Below are 16,276 nucleotides of genomic sequence, written 5' to 3'. Positions count from 1 at the left end.
GCCCGTCGCAAGGGAGTCCCCGGCTACGGGTCCCTTCCCCCGACGGCGGTCCGCGGGCGGGTCAGTCCTTGGCCTTCGCCGCTTTCGCCGCCGCCTTGGCGGCCTGCTTGCTGGCGCGCACCTTGACCAGGGATTCGGGATCCACGATGTCCGCGACGGAGAGGTAGGCACCCTCCTCGCCGTAGTGCCCGGCGGCCTCACGCCAGCCCGGCGCCTGAAGTCCGCGCTGCTTACCCAGCAGGGCAAGGAAGATCTTTGCCTTCTGCTCACCGAACCCGGGCAGGGCCTTCAGCCGTCGGAGCACTTCCGCACCATCCGGGCCGCCCTTGGTCCAGATCGCGGCGGCGTCGCCGTCCCACTCACTCTGCACTGCCTCGGCGAGCGCTTGCACCCGTGCGGCCATGGAACCGGGGAAACGGTGGACGGCCGGCCGTTCCTTGAACATTTCCACGAAGGCCTGCGGATCGTGGGCGGCGATGGCTTCGGGTTTCATGGACCCGATCCGGGTCTTGATCTTTTCGGGCCCGGCAAACGCGGATTCCATGGTCACCTGCTGGTCCAGCAGCATGCCGGTCAGCAGGGCGAAGTCGTCCTCGCTCAAGAGTTTGTCCGCGGCGGGGTCGCCCGTGATGTGCAGTTCCATGCGGTCCATCCTCCCAGAGGTTGGCAGGGGCGTCAGCGGGGTGCCGGATTGTTGCATCGGGCACCCGCCGGGCGTGGTCCTGCCAGGCGGGTTATCCGCCCACGGCCAGCCTGATCATGGACCAGGACACAGCGGGCAACTCGGCGGTGAGGAAGCCGCCGTCGGCCTTTGCCGTGACGTTCTCCGTGGGAAGCACGGAGGTGGAATCATCAGCGGTGGCCTGCCAGTACGGGTCCTTGTTCGTGTAGGTGACGGCCTCCACAACGCGCACCGTGCCCAGTCCGGACACCACGGCGTCCAGGCGCAGCGCGTCCGTCACCGAGCGGTTGACGGCGAACACCACGGCCTCGCCCTTCTCCGCGTCATAGGTGGCGACGGCGGAGACCGCGGCGAAGTCTGCGGTCTTGCCGCCGCTCAGCAGCGGGGACTCGACGGCAAGCTGCAGCACGGTACCCGAGGCATGCCGGGAGGTCAGTGCGAAGGGATGGAAGGTGGTCTGCTTCCAGGCGCGCCCGCCCGGCTCGGTCATGATGGGGGCGATGACGTTCACCAGCTGCGCCAGGCTGGCGGAGTGGACACGGTCCGTGTTGCGGAGCAGGGTGATCAGCATGTCGCCGACGACGACGGCGTCCGCCACCGTGTAGGTGTCCTCGAGCAGGACGGGGGCCACGGGCCAGTCCTTGCCGGTGGGAGGCCTGGACGCGTCCCGGCTCATGTGCCACACGTTCCACTCGTCGAAGGAGATGTTCACCTGCCTGGTGGACTTCTTCACCGACTTCACATGGTCGATGTGGCTCACGATGTCGTGGATGAACGCCTGCATCCGATGGCCGGCGGAGAGGAATTCCTGCAGGTCGCCGAAGTCCTCGAAGTACTGATGCGCGGAGATGAAGTCCACCAGCTCGTAAGTCTCCGTGAGCACCACCCGTTCCCATTCCCCGAACGTGTTCATGGTGGGACCGGAGCTGCCGCAGGCCACGAGTTCGAGGCCGGGGTCGATCATCCGCATGCCCCGCGCGGTGTCTGCCGCCAGCCGTCCGTATTCCTGCGCGCTCTTGTGCCCGATCTGCCAGGGCCCGTCCATCTCGTTGCCCAGGCACCACATCCTGATGCCGTAGCCGTTCTCCGCACCGTTGGCCCGGCGCTGGTCGGACAGGGCCGTTCCGCCGTCGATGTTGCAGTACTCCAGCAGGTCCAGCGCCTCCTGGGTGCCGCGCGTGCCGAGGTTCACGGCCATCATGGTTTCGATTCCGGCCTTGGCTGACCATTTGGCGAACTCGTCGACGCCCACCAGGTTGGGGTCGGTCGAGTGCCAGGCCAGGTCCAGGCGCACGGGGCGCTTCTCCGCCGGGCCCACGCCGTCTTCCCAGCGGTAGCCGGACACGAAGTTTCCGCCGGGGTAACGCACGGTGGAAATTCCCAGTTCCCGGGTCAGTTCCAGGACGTCCTTCCGGAACCCGTCCCCGTCCGCCTTCGGGTGCTCCGGCTCGAAAATGCCCGTGTACACACAGCGTCCCAGGTGCTCCACAAAGGCACCGAAAGTGCGCCGCCGGACCGGCCCCACCGCGAAAGCGGGGTCCATGGTGATTTTCGCCGCGGCTGGTTCTGCTGTGGTCACGAAACATCCTCACTTCTGATCTACAACGTTATAGAAATAATTGTTGGTGCTCGTCCTCCGCGAGTCAAGCGGTCGGGTGATCCGAATTGGAAGGGCTAGATTAATTTCCCGGCTGAGAGATCCGGGCGGCCCACCTGCGGCAACACCGAAAGCAAGTAATCGGCACCCAAAACCAAGTAGTACCTAATCTCAAAAACGAGTACCTCCTACGCGTTCACCGTCCGCGGCTGCCCAACTAAGTTCATCTCAGAGACAAGACGTGTTCTGGCTCGCGGTACTTGCTCACGAGGGGGTGTGAGACTGGCAATGCATGCACGACATATAAGCTCAGGCTTCCCGGTCCGACGGACACGGGTAATGAGCGGGGCCGGCGACGAGGAGGCCTTTGAGACCAAGGCCTCTCCCCCAGCCGTCGCCGGCCCTCCGAGGACCCACACCGCCCGCCCGGCTCCTGCCGTCGGAATGGCCGCCCACCCGGACAAAGGATCCCGGGACGCCAAGCCCCAGGACAACGGAAACCCGGGCCTCCTGCTGGACCTGGTCACGGGCACGGACTCGTTGGCAGAGTCCCTCAACCGGCTGGTGACCGCCTCCGCACAGTCGGTGGTCCGGACGGCAGGGCTCCGGATCGAGTGCGGCGTGGTGGTGCACCAGCCCAAAAGGGCACCCGCCATCACCGGCACCTCCGACGACGTGGTGAAACTGCTGGAATGGGAGCACCAGGCGGCGGAAGGACCGGTGTGCGAGGTGCTGACGGGCGGCCAGCCAGTGGCCGTGCTCCAGCGCAATGGGGACTTCCGCTGGCCGCACTACTGCAACCAGCTCCAGCTGGCCGGATTCGGCAGCGTGCTGGGCGTGCGGCTGCTGGTGAACAGCAGTGCCGGCAACGATGACGCCGGGGCACAGGAAACCCCCGCGGCATTGGCGTTTTTTGCCCAGGACGCCAAGGCGTTCCCGCTCCAGGTCATCGCCGAAGCCCGCGCTTTCGCCGGCCTGGCAGCCAAGAGCCTGCAGATGGCCATCGACCTGCACACGGCCCGCTCCATGGCTTCAGACCTGCGCTCCGCGCTGGACAGCCGCACGTCGATCAATGTTGCGTGCGGTGTAATCATGGCGCAGAACAGGTGCTCGTACCATGAGGCCTTTTCGATCCTTGCCAAAGCGTCCAGCCACCGGAACATCAAAGTGCGCAGGATCGCCGAGGACATCCTGGAACGGCTTCCGGAAGGTCCGCCGCGCGCACATTTCGGTCACTGACGGCTGACCGCCGAACCGCGGACAGACACAGCAGGCTCCGGAGGCTTTTGCCCCCGGAGCCTGTGTCTGTCCGGCTAAGGCGTGCAGCCTAGATGCCGCCGGCCAGCTTGTAGTACGCGGCGTTCCAGTTCAGGTCCTTTTTGAACTGGCGGATGGTGGTGCCTTCGTCGATGGTGAGCAGTTCGGTCCTGGCGATCTCCGCGAAGTCCTCGAAGACGTCCATGCCCACCTGCGTGGACAGGACGGTGTGGTGCGCGGCGCCGGCGGTGAGCCAGGCGGCGGCGGAGGTGGCGAAGTCCGGCTTGGGCTGCCAGAGGGCGCGTGCCACCGGCAGGTTGGGCAGCGGCTGGTCCAGCGGCACCACGTCGACGGCGTTGGCCACCAGGCGGAAGCGGTCCCGCATGTCGGACAGGGCGACGACGACGCCCGGGGAGGCATCGGCGTCGAACACCAGGCGGACCGGGTCCTCCTTGCCGCCGATGCCCAGCGGGTGGATTTCCAGGCGGGGCTTCGTTGCCGTCAGGGACGGGCAGACTTCCAGCATGTGGGCGCCGAGGATCTTTTCCGCGCCGGGTTCCAGGTGGTAGGTGTAGTCCTCCATCAGGGAGGCCCCGCCGGGCAGGTCGCCGCCCATCACCTTCGCGGCGCGGACCAGGATGGCGGTCTTCCAGTCACCCTCGGCGCCGAACCCGTAACCGGCAGCCATCAGCCGCTGGACAGCCAGGCCGGGAAGCTGGCGGAGAGCTCCGAGGTCCTCGAACGAGGTCGTGAAAGCTGCGGAGCCATTCGCTTCCAGGAAGCTCCGCAGTCCCAGTTCGATCCGGGCACCGTAACGGAGGGACTCGTGGCGGGCTGCGCCTGCGCGGAGCTCCGGAACCACGTCGTAAAGGTCCTCGTACTCTGCCACCAGCGCGTCGACGTCGGACTCGGCAGCGCCGTGCACGGCGTCGGCGAGCTCATTGACTGACCACGTGTTGACCGCGACGCCGAAGCGCAGCTCGGCCTCGGTCTTGTCGCCTTCGGTGACGGCGACGTTGCGCATGTTGTCGCCGAAGCGGGTCAGCTTCAGGGTGCGAACGGCGGCCCAGCCGGCGGCCGCGCGCTGCCAGGAGCCCACCTGGCGTGCCACCTCGGGGTTGGACACATGCCCGACGACGGTCTTCCGGGCGATGCCCAGGCGTGACTGGATGTACCCGAACTCGCGGTCACCGTGCGCCGCCTGGTTGAGGTTCATGAAGTCGAAGTCGATGTCCGCCCACGGCAGGTCGCGGTTGGCCTGGGTGTGCAGGTGGAGGAGCGGCTTGCGGAGCAGGTCCAGGCCCTGGATCCACATCTTGGCGGGGCTGAAGGTGTGCATCCAGGCGGTCACGCCGATGACGGAATCATCCGAGTTGGCCTCGAGGGCGGTGCGGCGGATGGCGTCCGAGTCGGTCAGGACCGGCTTCCAGACAATCCGGACCGGGACGGCGGAGCTGGCGTTGAGCTGGTTGGCGATTTCCTGCGACTGGGCGGCCACCTGTTTGAGGACGTCCTCGCCGTAGAGGTGCTGGCTGCCGGTGAGGAACCAGACCTCGTAACCGTCGAGGGAGGTGTTTGCTGCGGTGCTCATGGGTTCTCCTGGAAAAGTTTCGTGACAACGGCGGGCGCTGTTACCGGGTTGTTGGTGACCGGCTGTTACTGGCCGTAGACGTTCTGGTAGCGGGCGTAGAGCGAGTCGATGTGGCCCTGGTCGATGGGCACGGGCTCACCCAGTTGCCGCGAGATGTGGACGGTACGGGCCACTTCCTCGCACATCACCGCCGCCTTCACCGCCGATGCGGCGTCCTTGCCGATGGTGAACGGACCGTGGTTCTGCATCAGCACCGCCGGCGAGTTCGAGTTCTTCAGCGTCTCCACAATGCCGTGGCCGATTGAATCGTCGCCGATCAGTGCGAACGGCCCCACGGGGATGGATCCGCCAAACTCGTCGCTCATCATGGTGAGCACGCACGGGATGGCCTCCCCGCGGGCGGCCCAGGCCGTGGCGTAGGTGGAATGCGTATGCACCACCCCGCCCACGTCGGGCATGTGCCGGTACACGTAGGCATGCGCGGCCGTGTCCGACGACGGCGACAGCGCCGGATTGCCCCACTCCCCGTCGTCGTTGCCCGCCACCGGAACGCCGTAGAGGTCGGTGACCACCATCTGCTCCGGCGTCAGGGCGTCATAGGACACGCCTGACGGCTTGATGACCATCAGGTCATGGCCCGGCACCCGGGCGGAGACGTTGCCCGCCGTCCACACCACCAGTTCGTAGCGCGTCAGCTCGGCGTGCAGGGCGCAGACCTCTTCCCGGATCCGCGCAATGGTCCCAAGGACTTCCGGGCTCATGCGGACACCTCCTCGGCGACCGGGGTTGTGACTGCCGGGGAACCCGGGAGCGGGCCGGCGGCCCTGCGCTGGATGGCCTTGAGCCGGTGCATCACGTCATTGCTTCCCCGGCCGAAGTAGTCATGCAGGGTCTTGTACTCCTGGAAGAGTTCGTCGTACGCTGCCACGTTTTCCGGGATGGGGGTGTACACCTCGCCCGGCTCCGCTCCCATAGCGGCGGCGGCCGCCCGGATGTCCGCGTACTTCCCGGCGGCGACGGCAGCGTGGATGGCGGACCCGAGCGCCGGGCCCTGCTCTGAGCCGATGGTGGACAGCTGCAGCCCGGTGGCGTCCGCGTAGATCTGCATCAGGAGCTTGTTCTTGAGCAGCCCGCCGGCAACGATGAACTCCTTCACCGGGACGCCGGCGTTCCGGAAAGCGTCCACAATGGTGCGGGTACCGAAGGCGGTGGCTTCGAGCAGGGCGCGGTAGGTATCCTCGGGCTTGGTGGCGAGGGTCTGGCCCACCACGATGCCGGACAGTTCGTGGTCCACCAGGACGGAGCGGTTGCCGGAGTGCCAGTCCAGGGCGATCAGGCCGTGCTCCCCGATGGCCTGGGATGAGGCGAGCTCGGTGAGGTATTCGTGGATCCCCAGGCCCGCGGCCTCGGCGGCCTGGTGGTACGCGGGCGGCACGCCGTACTTGGTGAACCAGCCGAAGATATCGCCGACGCCGGACTGGCCGGCCTCGTAGCCCCAGAGGCCCTCCACTATGCCGCCGTCCACCACGCCGCACATGCCCGGGACTTCGTGGAGCTCGGTGCCGTTCATGACGTGGCAGGTGGAGGTGCCCATGATCGCCACCAGCTGGCCGGGGTCCACCGCCCTTGCTGCCGGGGCAGTGACGTGTGCATCCACGTTGCCCACTGCAACGGCGATCCCTTCCGGCAACCCCGTCCACGCGGCCGCTTCGGCCGTGAGGTATCCGGCGGCGTCGCCCAGCCGGCCGATGGTGTGCTCGAGCTTGCTGCTGACGAAGTCCTTGAACTGCGGGTTCAGGGCGGCCAGGAAGTCCTCGGACGGGTAGCGCCCGTCCTGGTAGATCCCCTTGTAGCCGGCCGTGCAGGCGTTGCGGACATACCGGCCGCAGAGCTGCCATACGATCCAGTCGGCCGCTTCCACCCAGTGGTCCATCTCGGCGTACGCTTCGGGGTCCTCCTCCAGCAGCTGCAGGCCCTTGGCGAACTCCCATTCAGAGGAAATCAGCCCACCGTACCGGGGCAGCCACTCCTCCCCGCGCTCGGCGGCCAGCTGGTTGATCCGGTCTGCCTGCGGCTGCGCCGCATGGTGGCGCCAGAGCTTGACATAAGCGTGCGGCCGGTCCGCAAAGCCGGGCAGTTCGTTCAGCGGGGTACCGTCGGCCTTCACCGGCACCATGGTGCAGGCGGTAAAGTCCGTGGCAATTCCGACGACGGCGGCCGGGTCGATCCCCGCGTCCGCGACGGCGGCGGGAACGGCATTCCGCAGGACATCCCGGTAGTCGTTCGGCACCTGCAGCGCCCATTCGCCCGGAAGCCGGACGCTTGCCCCGCCCCCTGCCGCGTCCCAGGGCAGGGCATCGGTAACCACTGCATGCGGGTAGTCGAACACGCCGCTGCCGAGCTCCTTGCCGTCCCGCACCCGCACTACGACGGCACGGCCGGAAAGGGTCCCGTAGTCCACGCCGATGACAAAGACGTCCGAGCCGTCCACTGCGTTCATAAGAATGTTCCTCCAATAGCTGCCGCAACATCGCGGCCTGGTCTTAATTGTGAGCGCTAACAAGAACCAAGTCAACAGCTCGACAGCCATCTGCCGCAGTTTCCCTGCAGCCCATGGATGCGTGGGCTGCAGAATGGGTAAGGACAGGAGGCAGGGACAGACCTCAACGGACAGGGGAACCACATGCACAACCCCCGGCACCCGGTGCCCACGGGGAGCGGCGCCCCGGTCTGGCTGGCAGGTCCCCTTGCAACCGGACTTGCCTGGGCCGCGCACGTGGCGTCGGGCGGCCAGTCCCCGGCGGTCCTGATCGTCCTGGCCCTGGCTGCGCTGCTCGGGATGGCCGCGTCCATGGTCGGGCCCCGGCAGCTCCCGGCCTGGGCAATCCTACTGGCGGCCGGACTTGCCCAGCAGCTCCTGCACCTGGCCTTCGCCGCCTTCTCGATCTCTTCCGGCGTCCCGCTGCCGGGGCACGGGCATGACGCGGGAGCTCCGCCGGCCGAACCCGGCTCCCAGGACGCTGCGGCCCCGCATTCGCTGCACCTCATGCTGTACGCGCACACGGCCGCCGCGCTGGTAACCATGGCCGTTGTCACGCAGTGGAGCAAGATGGGGAGGTTGAGCCTGCTCTTCCAGGAACGGCGGAAGGAACGCGCCGGAAAGGACTGAAAACCCCGGCGGCAGGGCCCGGTCAGGAGGCGGCAGCGCCCGTCAGGAGGAGAGCGTTCCCCTGACGATGCTGACGCTGGAGTGCGCGGGGTTGCCGTCAACGGGTTCGTCCGAGACGTCCACAATGGGATAGTCGGCGAGCTCCAGTCCCTCGGGCACCTGGAACGTCCCCGAGTCCGCGTTCATCACGCCCAGGCTCACCAGCCGCGAAAGATCGGGAGCGATCAGCCACACTTCCTGGTAGCCCTGCGCCTCGTCCTTGTCGAGGGTGACTTCCAGGGTTCGTGCCCCGCCCGCCGTTTCAACCACCCGCGCCGATCCTGTGGCTGAGTATTCTGCGAGCGGCGTCAGCTGGGCTTCCGCGAGCGGCTGTGGCTGCGCCGGGCGGTTGAGCGCCCAGATCCCGCCCACGGCAACCAGGACCGCTGCCGCGGCGGCGGCCATCCAGGTTCCGGTGCGCTGCCACCAGGCGGGGTTCTTTCGCGGGTAGATGCGGGCGTGGGGAGCGTCCGACGGCGGGACAGGGCCCTGCTGTCCAGCGTCCCGAACTGCACGTCGCGGGTCGGCATCCTGCCGGCCGGCACTTTGATCGGCCTCCCGAGGGGCGGCGGACTGCAGATCGCCGGCAACCGGCCGTTCCGCATGGGGCAGGGCGGCGTGCCGTTCGCTGTCACGCCGGGCGGCACTCAGCGGATCCTCCCGAACCGACGGTGACAGGCCAAGTTCGCGGTGAATGCCGGCCCATACCTGCGGACCGGGGACGGACAGGCTGCTGGTGTCCGGCGCAGTTTTCACGGCGTCCACGGTGCGGCGCAGCGCCGCATAGTCCGAGGCGCAGGAAGGGCAAACCCTCAGGTGCTCCCTGCTGGCCTCGTCCTCCCAGTCGCCATACAGGGCAAGGAGGCTCAACTCTTCCGGATCAAGGTGCGGCATGGTCAACCTCCAATCTTTTCCTCAGGTGCGTCAGGCTGCGGCGGATGTGGCTCTTGACCGTACCAAGGGGCAGGTCCAGTTTCCGCGAAATCTGCTCGTGCGTCAGGTCTTCGTAAAAGGCGAGTTTCATGATGGAGCCCTGGGGTTCGCCCAACCTGTCCAGTTCCCCGTCCAGCAATAGCCGGTCCGCCAGCGCCTCGGCGGCCTCGGTTCCCGGACCTGCTTCATCGGCCATCCCGGCACCCACTGCCGCCACGGCCTTGCGCGCTTCCCGTGCGGACGCGGAGTGCATGTCCGAGATGACGTTCCGGGTGATGCCCACGATCCAGGCCGGGAGCCGTGCCACCTGCGGATTGAACGTGCCCCGGGAGCGCCAGACCCGGATGAAGACTTCCTGGGTTACGTCGTCGGCAGCCGCACGGTCCGCCAGCGAGCGCAGGGCCAGGGTGTGGACCAACGGTCCAAATTCACGGTAGGCGGTAGCCAGTGCCTGCTCATCCCCCGCGAGGAAGGAATCGGTCAGCCCGTCTTCCCATCCACGGGAAGGCTGCCCAGGAAGTGTCACGAGGGACTCCTTCCCGGCATCGGTGGCGAGAATCACGGCTGGCTCACCGCTCATTCAAGGACCGCGGTGACAATCACATTGTCGCTGTAGTCCATCCGCTCGTCCAGCCACCTCCCGCCGCAGGTCACCACTTTCAGTTCGTGCGGCCCGGACCTGCGGAACAGTGCCTCGCCGTCAAAGCTGTCCTTGGCCATCAATTCGACCTTGACCACCCGGAAATTCAGGGCGGGAGCACCATCACGCCCCACGCGGATGGCTGTTCCTGCGGCCAGCGATTTCAGCTGCGAAAACGGTGCATTGTCCGACTTTGTGTCGATGTGGCCTGCGATCACGGCAGTGCCGGCCGTTGCTCCGGGGGCAGGGCCAAACCGGTACCAGGCGGCCTGGTCGAACGCGTCCGGGATCTCCATGGCACCTTCGTCCGACACTCCCCCGGGCACCACGGGGAAGTCGATCGACGTTCCGGCGACGGTAAGGGACGTTGGGACGGGCTCTTGTGGCGCCGCGGCCGGTGGTGTGGCGGGCCGGACCGGGACGACTGGCGCCGCCGCTTCCGGCGGTGCAGCGGGAGCGGTGGTGGCGGGAGGCGCAGGCGGGGAGGTTGTTCCGTACACTCTGGCAGCCGGACTGGAGGGGGCCGCGGGGCTGGAAGCTGCGGCCGGAGGTTGCGGCGGGGTGGGACCGGCAGGGGCACAGGCGGGAAGAAGCAGCGCGGCCGCCACGAGGAAGGCAGCACCCGCAAAATCGAAAGAACGACGGCGGGACTCCCCTGCCGTCGTCGTACCTCTGTTCATCTCGCTGGCCTTTCCCGCATCACCGGAGGATTGCTGGTTTTCGATGGATGATGGCCGGCCGCCCGGATTGCCCCGGGCAGCCGGCCTGCTCCTGCAGTTCGTAAAAACTGCTGTTACTGCTTTTTCTTGTTACCGCTGCTTGCGCAGTCCGCCCAGTGCCCGGGCTGCACCCATGCCGCCGAACAGGAGGGCGATCGCGATGGCGCCGAAGCCGAGGGCGATGGCGGCCGGTTCTACCGCTGCCGTCTTGGCAGAGCCGTCAAGGGCGCCCGGTACTGAACCCGGAGCGGAGTGCAGGCCTTCGATGGTCTGGACCGCCAGCTGCAGGTTCTTGTCCGTCAGGCTGCCCCACGCGTAGACGATGGTGTGCGTACCCTCGGCAACGGTGACATCGGCCGGGCCGATCACGGGGGCCGTGGTGCCGGCGGCGGCAACTGCTGCCGGAATGGTTCCGGGATCCAGCGTGAGGGTCTGCTCGTTCGGGTTGGCCAGGTTGCTGATGACGGCGGTGCCGCCGGCCAGGACATCAACGGCGGGGGCAGCTGCGGTATGGCGGACGGTCAGCTTGCCCTTGCCCGCTTCGATCTGCGACACGTTATTGGTGAAGAGGTTGGCGGTGGGCTTTCCTGCGGCGTCCAGGTTGGCGACGGCGGTGTAGTTTCCGTTGGCGGCGAGGGTTACGCTGACGGGCCCGATGACGGCGGCGGAAGCGTCGGCGGCATCCGAGGCCGTGATGGCCAGGTCATAGGCTCCGGCCGGCAGGGCGAGCGGTCCGGCCAGGGTGCCCGGGGTAAAGTCGTCCAGGGTGCGTTCGCCGTTGACCCAGACGTCCACGGTCAGTCCGGGGACGCCATGCAGCACGGAGAGCTGGGCGTCTCCTTCGGCTGCCTGGGCGGGGCCGGCGAGAGCGATTGCAGCCGCGATTGCCGCTGCACCGGCACCTGCTGTGAAGATCGTGTTGCGCATGTCCTTCTCCTTGATCGGCCCGGCTGGCGGGCGTTTTTTGCTTACACCTCTACTACTGGTGCAGGCCCGGAGTTGGATGCAGATTCATGGAAAATTCTTTGCCCGGATTTTTGCGGTGCGCCGCTGCGGTCCCTTATCCGGCGGCGGCCGGCGGCGCGGTGCTGGCCCGGAGGACCAGTTCCGGGGTGACAACGGTGGAGCTGACGGCTGCCCCGGCTTCGATCTCCTTCAGCATGATGTCCATGCAGCGCCGGCCGAGCTCCTCGAAGTCCTGGCGGACGGTGGTGAGGGGCGGGGTGAAGTACCCCGATTCCGGCTGGTCATCGAAGCCCACGACGGAGACGTCGTCGGGCACCCGGACGCCCGCTTCGGCAAACGCCCGCAGCAGGCCCAGTGCCATCTGGTCATTACCCACGAAAACCGCCGTGGCGTTGCGCCGGGACGCCAGCGTACGGCCGATGTCGTAGCCGCTGCCGGCGCTCCAGTCGCCTTCCGCCAGGAGGCCGTCAGGGAGCCCGGCCTCCCCGAGGGCCTCCCGCCACCCTTCGGCGCGCTCGCCGGCGTCCGTCCAGTCCGGCGGCCCGGAGACGTGGCCGATCTGCCGGTGCCCCAGGCCGATGAGATGCTCGACGGCGAGCCTGGCGCCGTAGCGCTGGTCCACCATTGCCCCGCTGACGTTGCTGTTGCCGAGGGACCCCACCGCAACCACGGGAACTGAAAGCTCCATTTCGTCAAGGGCCAGCAGGGTGTCCGAGTGCGGCACCAGCACCACGATCCCGTCCACGGCCTGGTCCATGAAGTGGCTGACGGCGTCCGAAATTGCGTCGCGGCTGACCTCGCGCAGCGCGGCGATGCTGACAAAGTAGCCGGCGTCGCGGGCGGCCTGCTCCACGCCCAGGAGCGTGTTGGCCGGGCCGTACTGGGCCAGCTCGCTGGCCAGCACACCGATGGTCTGCGAGCGCCGGGTTACAAGGCTGCGGGCAGCGGTGTTCCGCCGGTACCCCAGCTCCGCGATGGCCGCCTCCACCTTTTCGCGGGTGGCCTTGCTGACATTGGGGTGGTTGTTGACCACGCGGGAGACCGTCTGATGGGAAACACCGGCAACGTCCGCTACGTCTTCCAGACGCGGCATCCTGCCCTTGCTGCTTTTTGCCATGTGCCTATTGTGGGCGGGGAGGACGCCCACGGCACAACCGGGGGGCCGTCCGGGGCTTGTTCGCGGATCGGGGCCTTGAAGGTTCTGAACTGCGAACAAGCCCGGGAGCAGCGGGCGGGCCTAGGCTCGGTGCATGACGGTGAACCTCTCCTATCCGTTCACGGGCCGGTGGCTGGTGCAGAACTCCCCCGCGAACCGGGTGCCCAGCCACGGCACGCACCTGTTCGGCACGGGTTATTCAATAGACTTCACACCCGTCGACGGCAGCGGACGCTCTGCGCCGTTCAGCCTGCTGTCGGCCTTCCGGCCCGAGCGGCCGGAGAAGTTCGTCGGGTTCGGATGGCCTGTGATAGCTCCGGTGGCAGGGACGGTGAGGACGGTCCATGACGGCGAAACGGATCACGGGAGCTTCCGTGGCTTACCGTCCATCGGCTACGCAGCCACCCAGGCCGGCAGGGTGCGCAGAGGCTGGGTTGGCCTGGCGGGCAATCACGTGGTCCTCGAAAGCAACGGGATGTTCATCGCCCTGTGCCACCTCAAGTGCGGGAGCATCTGCGTGCGACCGGGCCAGGCGGTTGTACCCGGCGATCCGGTGGGAACCTGTGGCAACTCCGGCAACAGCACCGAGCCGCACCTTCACCTGCAGGCGATGGACTCCCCCAATCCGGCACGGGCTGCCCCGGTTCTCATCATGTTCCCGGACGGGCTGCCGCCGAATGGCACGGTCATCCTGGCGTAGGAACAGCGCTGCCTGGAAAGCCTCTCAGGGCCACAGCGCCGAGATGCTCAACGCCGGCTTGAAAAAATCCATGAATCTGCATCCACAGAGGACTATCCGCCGGTAGTAGAGGTGTCAGCACAAACACAGCCCGTCCCCGGGCGTCCCTCTGAGGAGTTTGAAATGCGCAAAACACCCATCGCCGCCGGAGCACTGTCGCTCGCAGCCGCACTGACCTTCGCGGCTCCAGCCCAGGCCGGAGGCTGGCACCACCACGGTGAGGACCCAGCCAAACTCTCGGTCCTGCACGGTGTACCCGGCCTGACCGTGGACGTATGGGTCAACGGCAAACTGACCCTGGACGACTTCACACCCGAAAGCCTGGCCGGTCCCCTGGAACTTGCAGCCGGCGACTACAAAATCGCCATCACCGGCTCCGACGCCCCCAACGCCGACAATCCGGTGATCGGACCCGTTACCGTTGAACTCGACAACGGCGGAAATTACACAGCGGTGGCCCACCTCGACGCCGGCGGTGCCCCAACAGCCACACTTTTCACCAACGACACCAAGGCTCCCCGCAACGACAATAAAGGCAAGCTGACGGTCAGGCACGTAGCCGCAGCCCCCGCCGTCGATGTCCTGGCCGGTGGAACCGCAGTGATCGAGGGGCTCAGCAATCCTGACGAGGCGACCCTGAAGCTGAAGGCCGGCACCATCTCAGCCTCCGTTGCCGCCGCCGGGACAACCGCCCCCGTTATCGGGCCGGTCGACATCAAAGTCCAGGGCGGCAAAAACACGATCATTTATGCCTGGGGCAGCCTGGCTGACGGCACCTTGGCCACCGCAGTACAGGTTGTTGACTCCGAGAAGAAGTGGCGCGGTGGCCACTGACATCCACTTGTAACGGCGTTCGCAGCAAACGACGGCGCCACCACATCGCATGTGCAGCGGGGTCACCTTACGCAGAAAACCAAAGCAGGTCAGAGGCTAAATGCCTCTGGCCTGCTTAAACGGTGGGCCCTGTGGGGCTCGAACCCACGACCCACGGATTAAAAGTCCGATGCTCTACCAACTGAGCTAAAGGCCCCTGCCGGCTGGTTGGAACACGCTGTGTCCGCCCGTCCGGCCCAATCCATTTCTGGACGTTAATACTCTAACCCATGGTTCCGGCGTCTCCGCACACAACCCGGGCGCCGCCGTCGGACATGGAAGAGGGCCCCCGGATGCTCGATTTCCATTGCGGCACAGGAGTAGCGTGGGGGCATGAGTGAGCAAGCAGGATCCAGTCCTTACGGCGGCGCGAACCGGCACCACAAGCCCAAACCCTTCGCTCCCATCGACTTCGAGCCGTTCGCGGGCGGCGCCGATCCCGCCCGCGTCTCTGAAGCCGCCCACCTTGCCGCCCAGGCGCTGGTCCGCCATGGCCGGGACAGCGACGATCCCGTGGTTACCGAGCGGCTGGTGAAGCTCGCCGACGAGCAGGGCCTTGAAGCCATCGCGGAGATGTGGGCCGAAAGTCCCGCCCGTTCACTTCCCGGTGCGCTGTGGCGGCTTTATGCCCTGCGTGCCGCCACCGTCCAGGACCCGGAGCGTATCTCCGTGTACTTCCGTGCGGGCAAGGACACCGCGCAGGTCTCCAATGTGGTGGCAGGTGCAGCCGAGCCTCCCGGCGCGGACGAGATGATCGCCATGGCCGATGCCATCCTGTCCGGAGCGTTCGACGGCGAGTTCGACGTCGCGCTGGAACGTTCCGCCGCTTTCTGCCGCGTGGTAGCCCTGGGCCAGGCAACCATCGCCGATGGCGCCGAGCACGCCAACGAGGCGCACGCCAGCAGGCTGACGCGCAATTCGCACCAGCTGGTCAAAACAGCCGAAGACCTGGAGCACGCCGCCAACGCATGGCGTCTGGGCGAACTGGACTGACCCGTCCCCCGCAGTGGCCCACCTGTCAAGATTGACTTGCGGGCGGCAACGTAGAAAACTGAAACCGGTGCCGAACCGCGAAACCCCCGGGCTTCAACACTCAGCCGCCTAGAGCGGCCTACCGCCGAGAGGCGTATCCGGTTCGGCACCATTTTTCTGCCCGTTTCCTGTCAGCCGATTTTCCGCGGGCCCTTTTCAGCCGTGCAGTTACGGACCGGTAGAGTTAGCGTCAGTTGCCTGCCGGAGTCAAGTCACACGGCGGCAATCCCCGCCCTGTACTTTCCCCGGAGACCGGTAATTACTGTGAAGCTGCGCCTTTTTCCCCAGGAGCCCGCCGGGCTGAACCTCCTCTCTGAGATGGCACAGCAGATTGTGCTGGCCGGCGCCACCCTCGCGGAAATCCTGGGAGTCCCCGCGGCGGAACACGGCAAACTCGTTGAGGACATGCACAACCACGAGGCCAAGTCCGCGGAACTGCATTTCGCCCTCCTGACCCACATGCGCACCAGCTTCGTGAACCCGCTCCCCAGGGAGGACATGTACGCCCTCTCCCGCTACCTCAACGAAGCCATGGAGAAGTTGGACGCCGCCGCGGAGCTGGTGGCCCTGTACAAGCTGGAGCGGCTGCCCAAGCGGGCGGCGGACCAGCTGGAGATCATCAGCCGGCAGGCCGAACTGACCGTGGATGCCATGCGCCGGCTGAACAACCTCGATGACCTTGAGGATTACTGGATCGAAATCCTGCGCCTGGCCAAACGCGCCGAGCGGACACACCGGGTATGGGTGGCGGACATGATCAAGGACATGAAGTGGGCGCAGTACTCGCGCAACCGGGACATCGCCAACCAGCTGGTGGAGGTCACCAAGGACATGCGGCGGATCGCCACCCAGGTGGGCAGCATCATCGTCAAGGAATCCTAGG

16 protein-coding genes and 1 tRNA gene are annotated in these 16,276 nt (G+C 66.8%); 6 read left to right on the top strand and 11 right to left on the bottom strand.

Annotated features, from left to right (window positions below; all coding sequences use genetic code 11):
• Positions 1-61: 61 nt before the first annotated feature.
• Entirely contained in the window at positions 62-652 is a 591-nt protein-coding gene (locus tag ACZ9BC_RS03155; protein WP_275727164.1) for an HhH-GPD-type base excision DNA repair protein, read from the bottom strand.
• An 82-nt stretch (positions 653-734) separates the two neighbouring features.
• Positions 735-2,261, bottom strand: a complete 1,527-nt coding sequence (gene arfA, locus ACZ9BC_RS03150; protein WP_476244680.1) for an arabinosylfuranosidase ArfA — start codon at positions 2,259-2,261, stop codon at positions 735-737.
• 357 nt (positions 2,262-2,618) lie between these two features.
• On the opposite strand from arfA, the gene ACZ9BC_RS03145 reads away from it, so the two are divergent.
• Positions 2,619-3,518 (top strand): GAF and ANTAR domain-containing protein, encoded by a 900-nt coding sequence (locus tag ACZ9BC_RS03145; RefSeq protein ID WP_476244679.1) that lies wholly within the window; start codon positions 2,619-2,621, stop codon positions 3,516-3,518.
• An 88-nt stretch (positions 3,519-3,606) separates the two neighbouring features.
• Here the strand turns inward: ACZ9BC_RS03145 and araA are convergent, their stop codons facing one another.
• The 3 genes from araA to araB all read right to left on the bottom strand — a co-directional run bounded on the left by araA (position 3,607) and on the right by araB (position 7,627).
• Positions 3,607-5,127, bottom strand: coding sequence for an L-arabinose isomerase (gene araA, locus ACZ9BC_RS03140; protein WP_476244678.1), 1,521 nt, complete (start codon positions 5,125-5,127; stop codon positions 3,607-3,609).
• A gap of 65 nt (positions 5,128-5,192) precedes the next feature.
• On the bottom strand, positions 5,193-5,888 hold the full coding sequence (locus ACZ9BC_RS03135; RefSeq protein ID WP_476244677.1) for an L-ribulose-5-phosphate 4-epimerase: 696 nt from the start codon (positions 5,886-5,888) through the stop codon (positions 5,193-5,195).
• Positions 5,885-7,627, bottom strand: coding sequence for a ribulokinase (araB, locus tag ACZ9BC_RS03130; protein ID WP_476244676.1), 1,743 nt, complete (start codon positions 7,625-7,627; stop codon positions 5,885-5,887). Before araB ends, ACZ9BC_RS03135 begins: the two co-directional genes overlap by 4 nt.
• A gap of 183 nt (positions 7,628-7,810) precedes the next feature.
• On the opposite strand from araB, the gene ACZ9BC_RS03125 reads away from it, so the two are divergent.
• Complete coding sequence (locus tag ACZ9BC_RS03125; protein ID WP_476244675.1) at positions 7,811-8,296, top strand: hypothetical protein; 486 nt, start codon at positions 7,811-7,813, stop codon at positions 8,294-8,296.
• A gap of 42 nt (positions 8,297-8,338) precedes the next feature.
• On the opposite strand, the gene ACZ9BC_RS03120 is transcribed toward ACZ9BC_RS03125, so the two are convergent.
• The 5 genes from ACZ9BC_RS03120 to ACZ9BC_RS03100 all read right to left on the bottom strand — a co-directional run bounded on the left by ACZ9BC_RS03120 (position 8,339) and on the right by ACZ9BC_RS03100 (position 12,710).
• Positions 8,339-9,229: an anti-sigma factor gene (locus ACZ9BC_RS03120; RefSeq protein WP_115524004.1), complete on the bottom strand. Its 891-nt coding sequence runs from the start codon at positions 9,227-9,229 to the stop codon at positions 8,339-8,341.
• A complete protein-coding gene (locus ACZ9BC_RS03115; RefSeq protein ID WP_115524108.1) occupies positions 9,216-9,794 on the bottom strand; it encodes an RNA polymerase sigma factor in 579 nt (192 codons plus the stop codon). Before ACZ9BC_RS03115 ends, ACZ9BC_RS03120 begins: the two co-directional genes overlap by 14 nt.
• Before the next feature lie 50 nt (positions 9,795-9,844).
• Positions 9,845-10,588 (bottom strand): class F sortase, encoded by a 744-nt coding sequence (locus ACZ9BC_RS03110; RefSeq protein ID WP_476244674.1) that lies wholly within the window; start codon positions 10,586-10,588, stop codon positions 9,845-9,847.
• A gap of 129 nt (positions 10,589-10,717) precedes the next feature.
• Complete coding sequence (locus tag ACZ9BC_RS03105) at positions 10,718-11,554, bottom strand: DUF4397 domain-containing protein (RefSeq protein ID WP_079596794.1); 837 nt, start codon at positions 11,552-11,554, stop codon at positions 10,718-10,720.
• 133 nt (positions 11,555-11,687) lie between these two features.
• Complete coding sequence (locus ACZ9BC_RS03100; protein ID WP_476244673.1) at positions 11,688-12,710, bottom strand: LacI family DNA-binding transcriptional regulator; 1,023 nt, start codon at positions 12,708-12,710, stop codon at positions 11,688-11,690.
• Between the two features lie 133 nt (positions 12,711-12,843).
• Between ACZ9BC_RS03100 and ACZ9BC_RS03095 the strand changes: the two genes are divergently transcribed.
• A complete protein-coding gene (locus tag ACZ9BC_RS03095) occupies positions 12,844-13,449 on the top strand; it encodes a M23 family metallopeptidase (RefSeq protein ID WP_476244672.1) in 606 nt (201 codons plus the stop codon).
• Positions 13,450-13,611: 162 nt separating this feature from the next.
• A complete protein-coding gene (locus ACZ9BC_RS03090) occupies positions 13,612-14,322 on the top strand; it encodes a DUF4397 domain-containing protein (protein ID WP_476244671.1) in 711 nt (236 codons plus the stop codon).
• A gap of 123 nt (positions 14,323-14,445) precedes the next feature.
• Here ACZ9BC_RS03090 and ACZ9BC_RS03085 read toward each other — a convergent pair.
• Positions 14,446-14,518: transfer RNA gene (locus tag ACZ9BC_RS03085), tRNA-Lys, on the bottom strand.
• A gap of 176 nt (positions 14,519-14,694) precedes the next feature.
• Here ACZ9BC_RS03085 and ACZ9BC_RS03080 point away from each other — a divergent pair.
• Both ACZ9BC_RS03080 and ACZ9BC_RS03075 read left to right on the top strand, forming a co-directional pair.
• Complete coding sequence (locus ACZ9BC_RS03080; protein ID WP_079596798.1) at positions 14,695-15,354, top strand: hypothetical protein; 660 nt, start codon at positions 14,695-14,697, stop codon at positions 15,352-15,354.
• 303 nt (positions 15,355-15,657) lie between these two features.
• Positions 15,658-16,275, top strand: a complete 618-nt coding sequence (locus ACZ9BC_RS03075) for a DUF47 domain-containing protein (RefSeq protein WP_115523997.1) — start codon at positions 15,658-15,660, stop codon at positions 16,273-16,275.
• Position 16,276: the final 1 nt, after the last annotated feature.

It is taken from the genome of Pseudarthrobacter sp. TE3704 (genome assembly GCF_056279405.1).
This window is presented reverse-complemented; position numbering and strand designations above follow the sequence as displayed.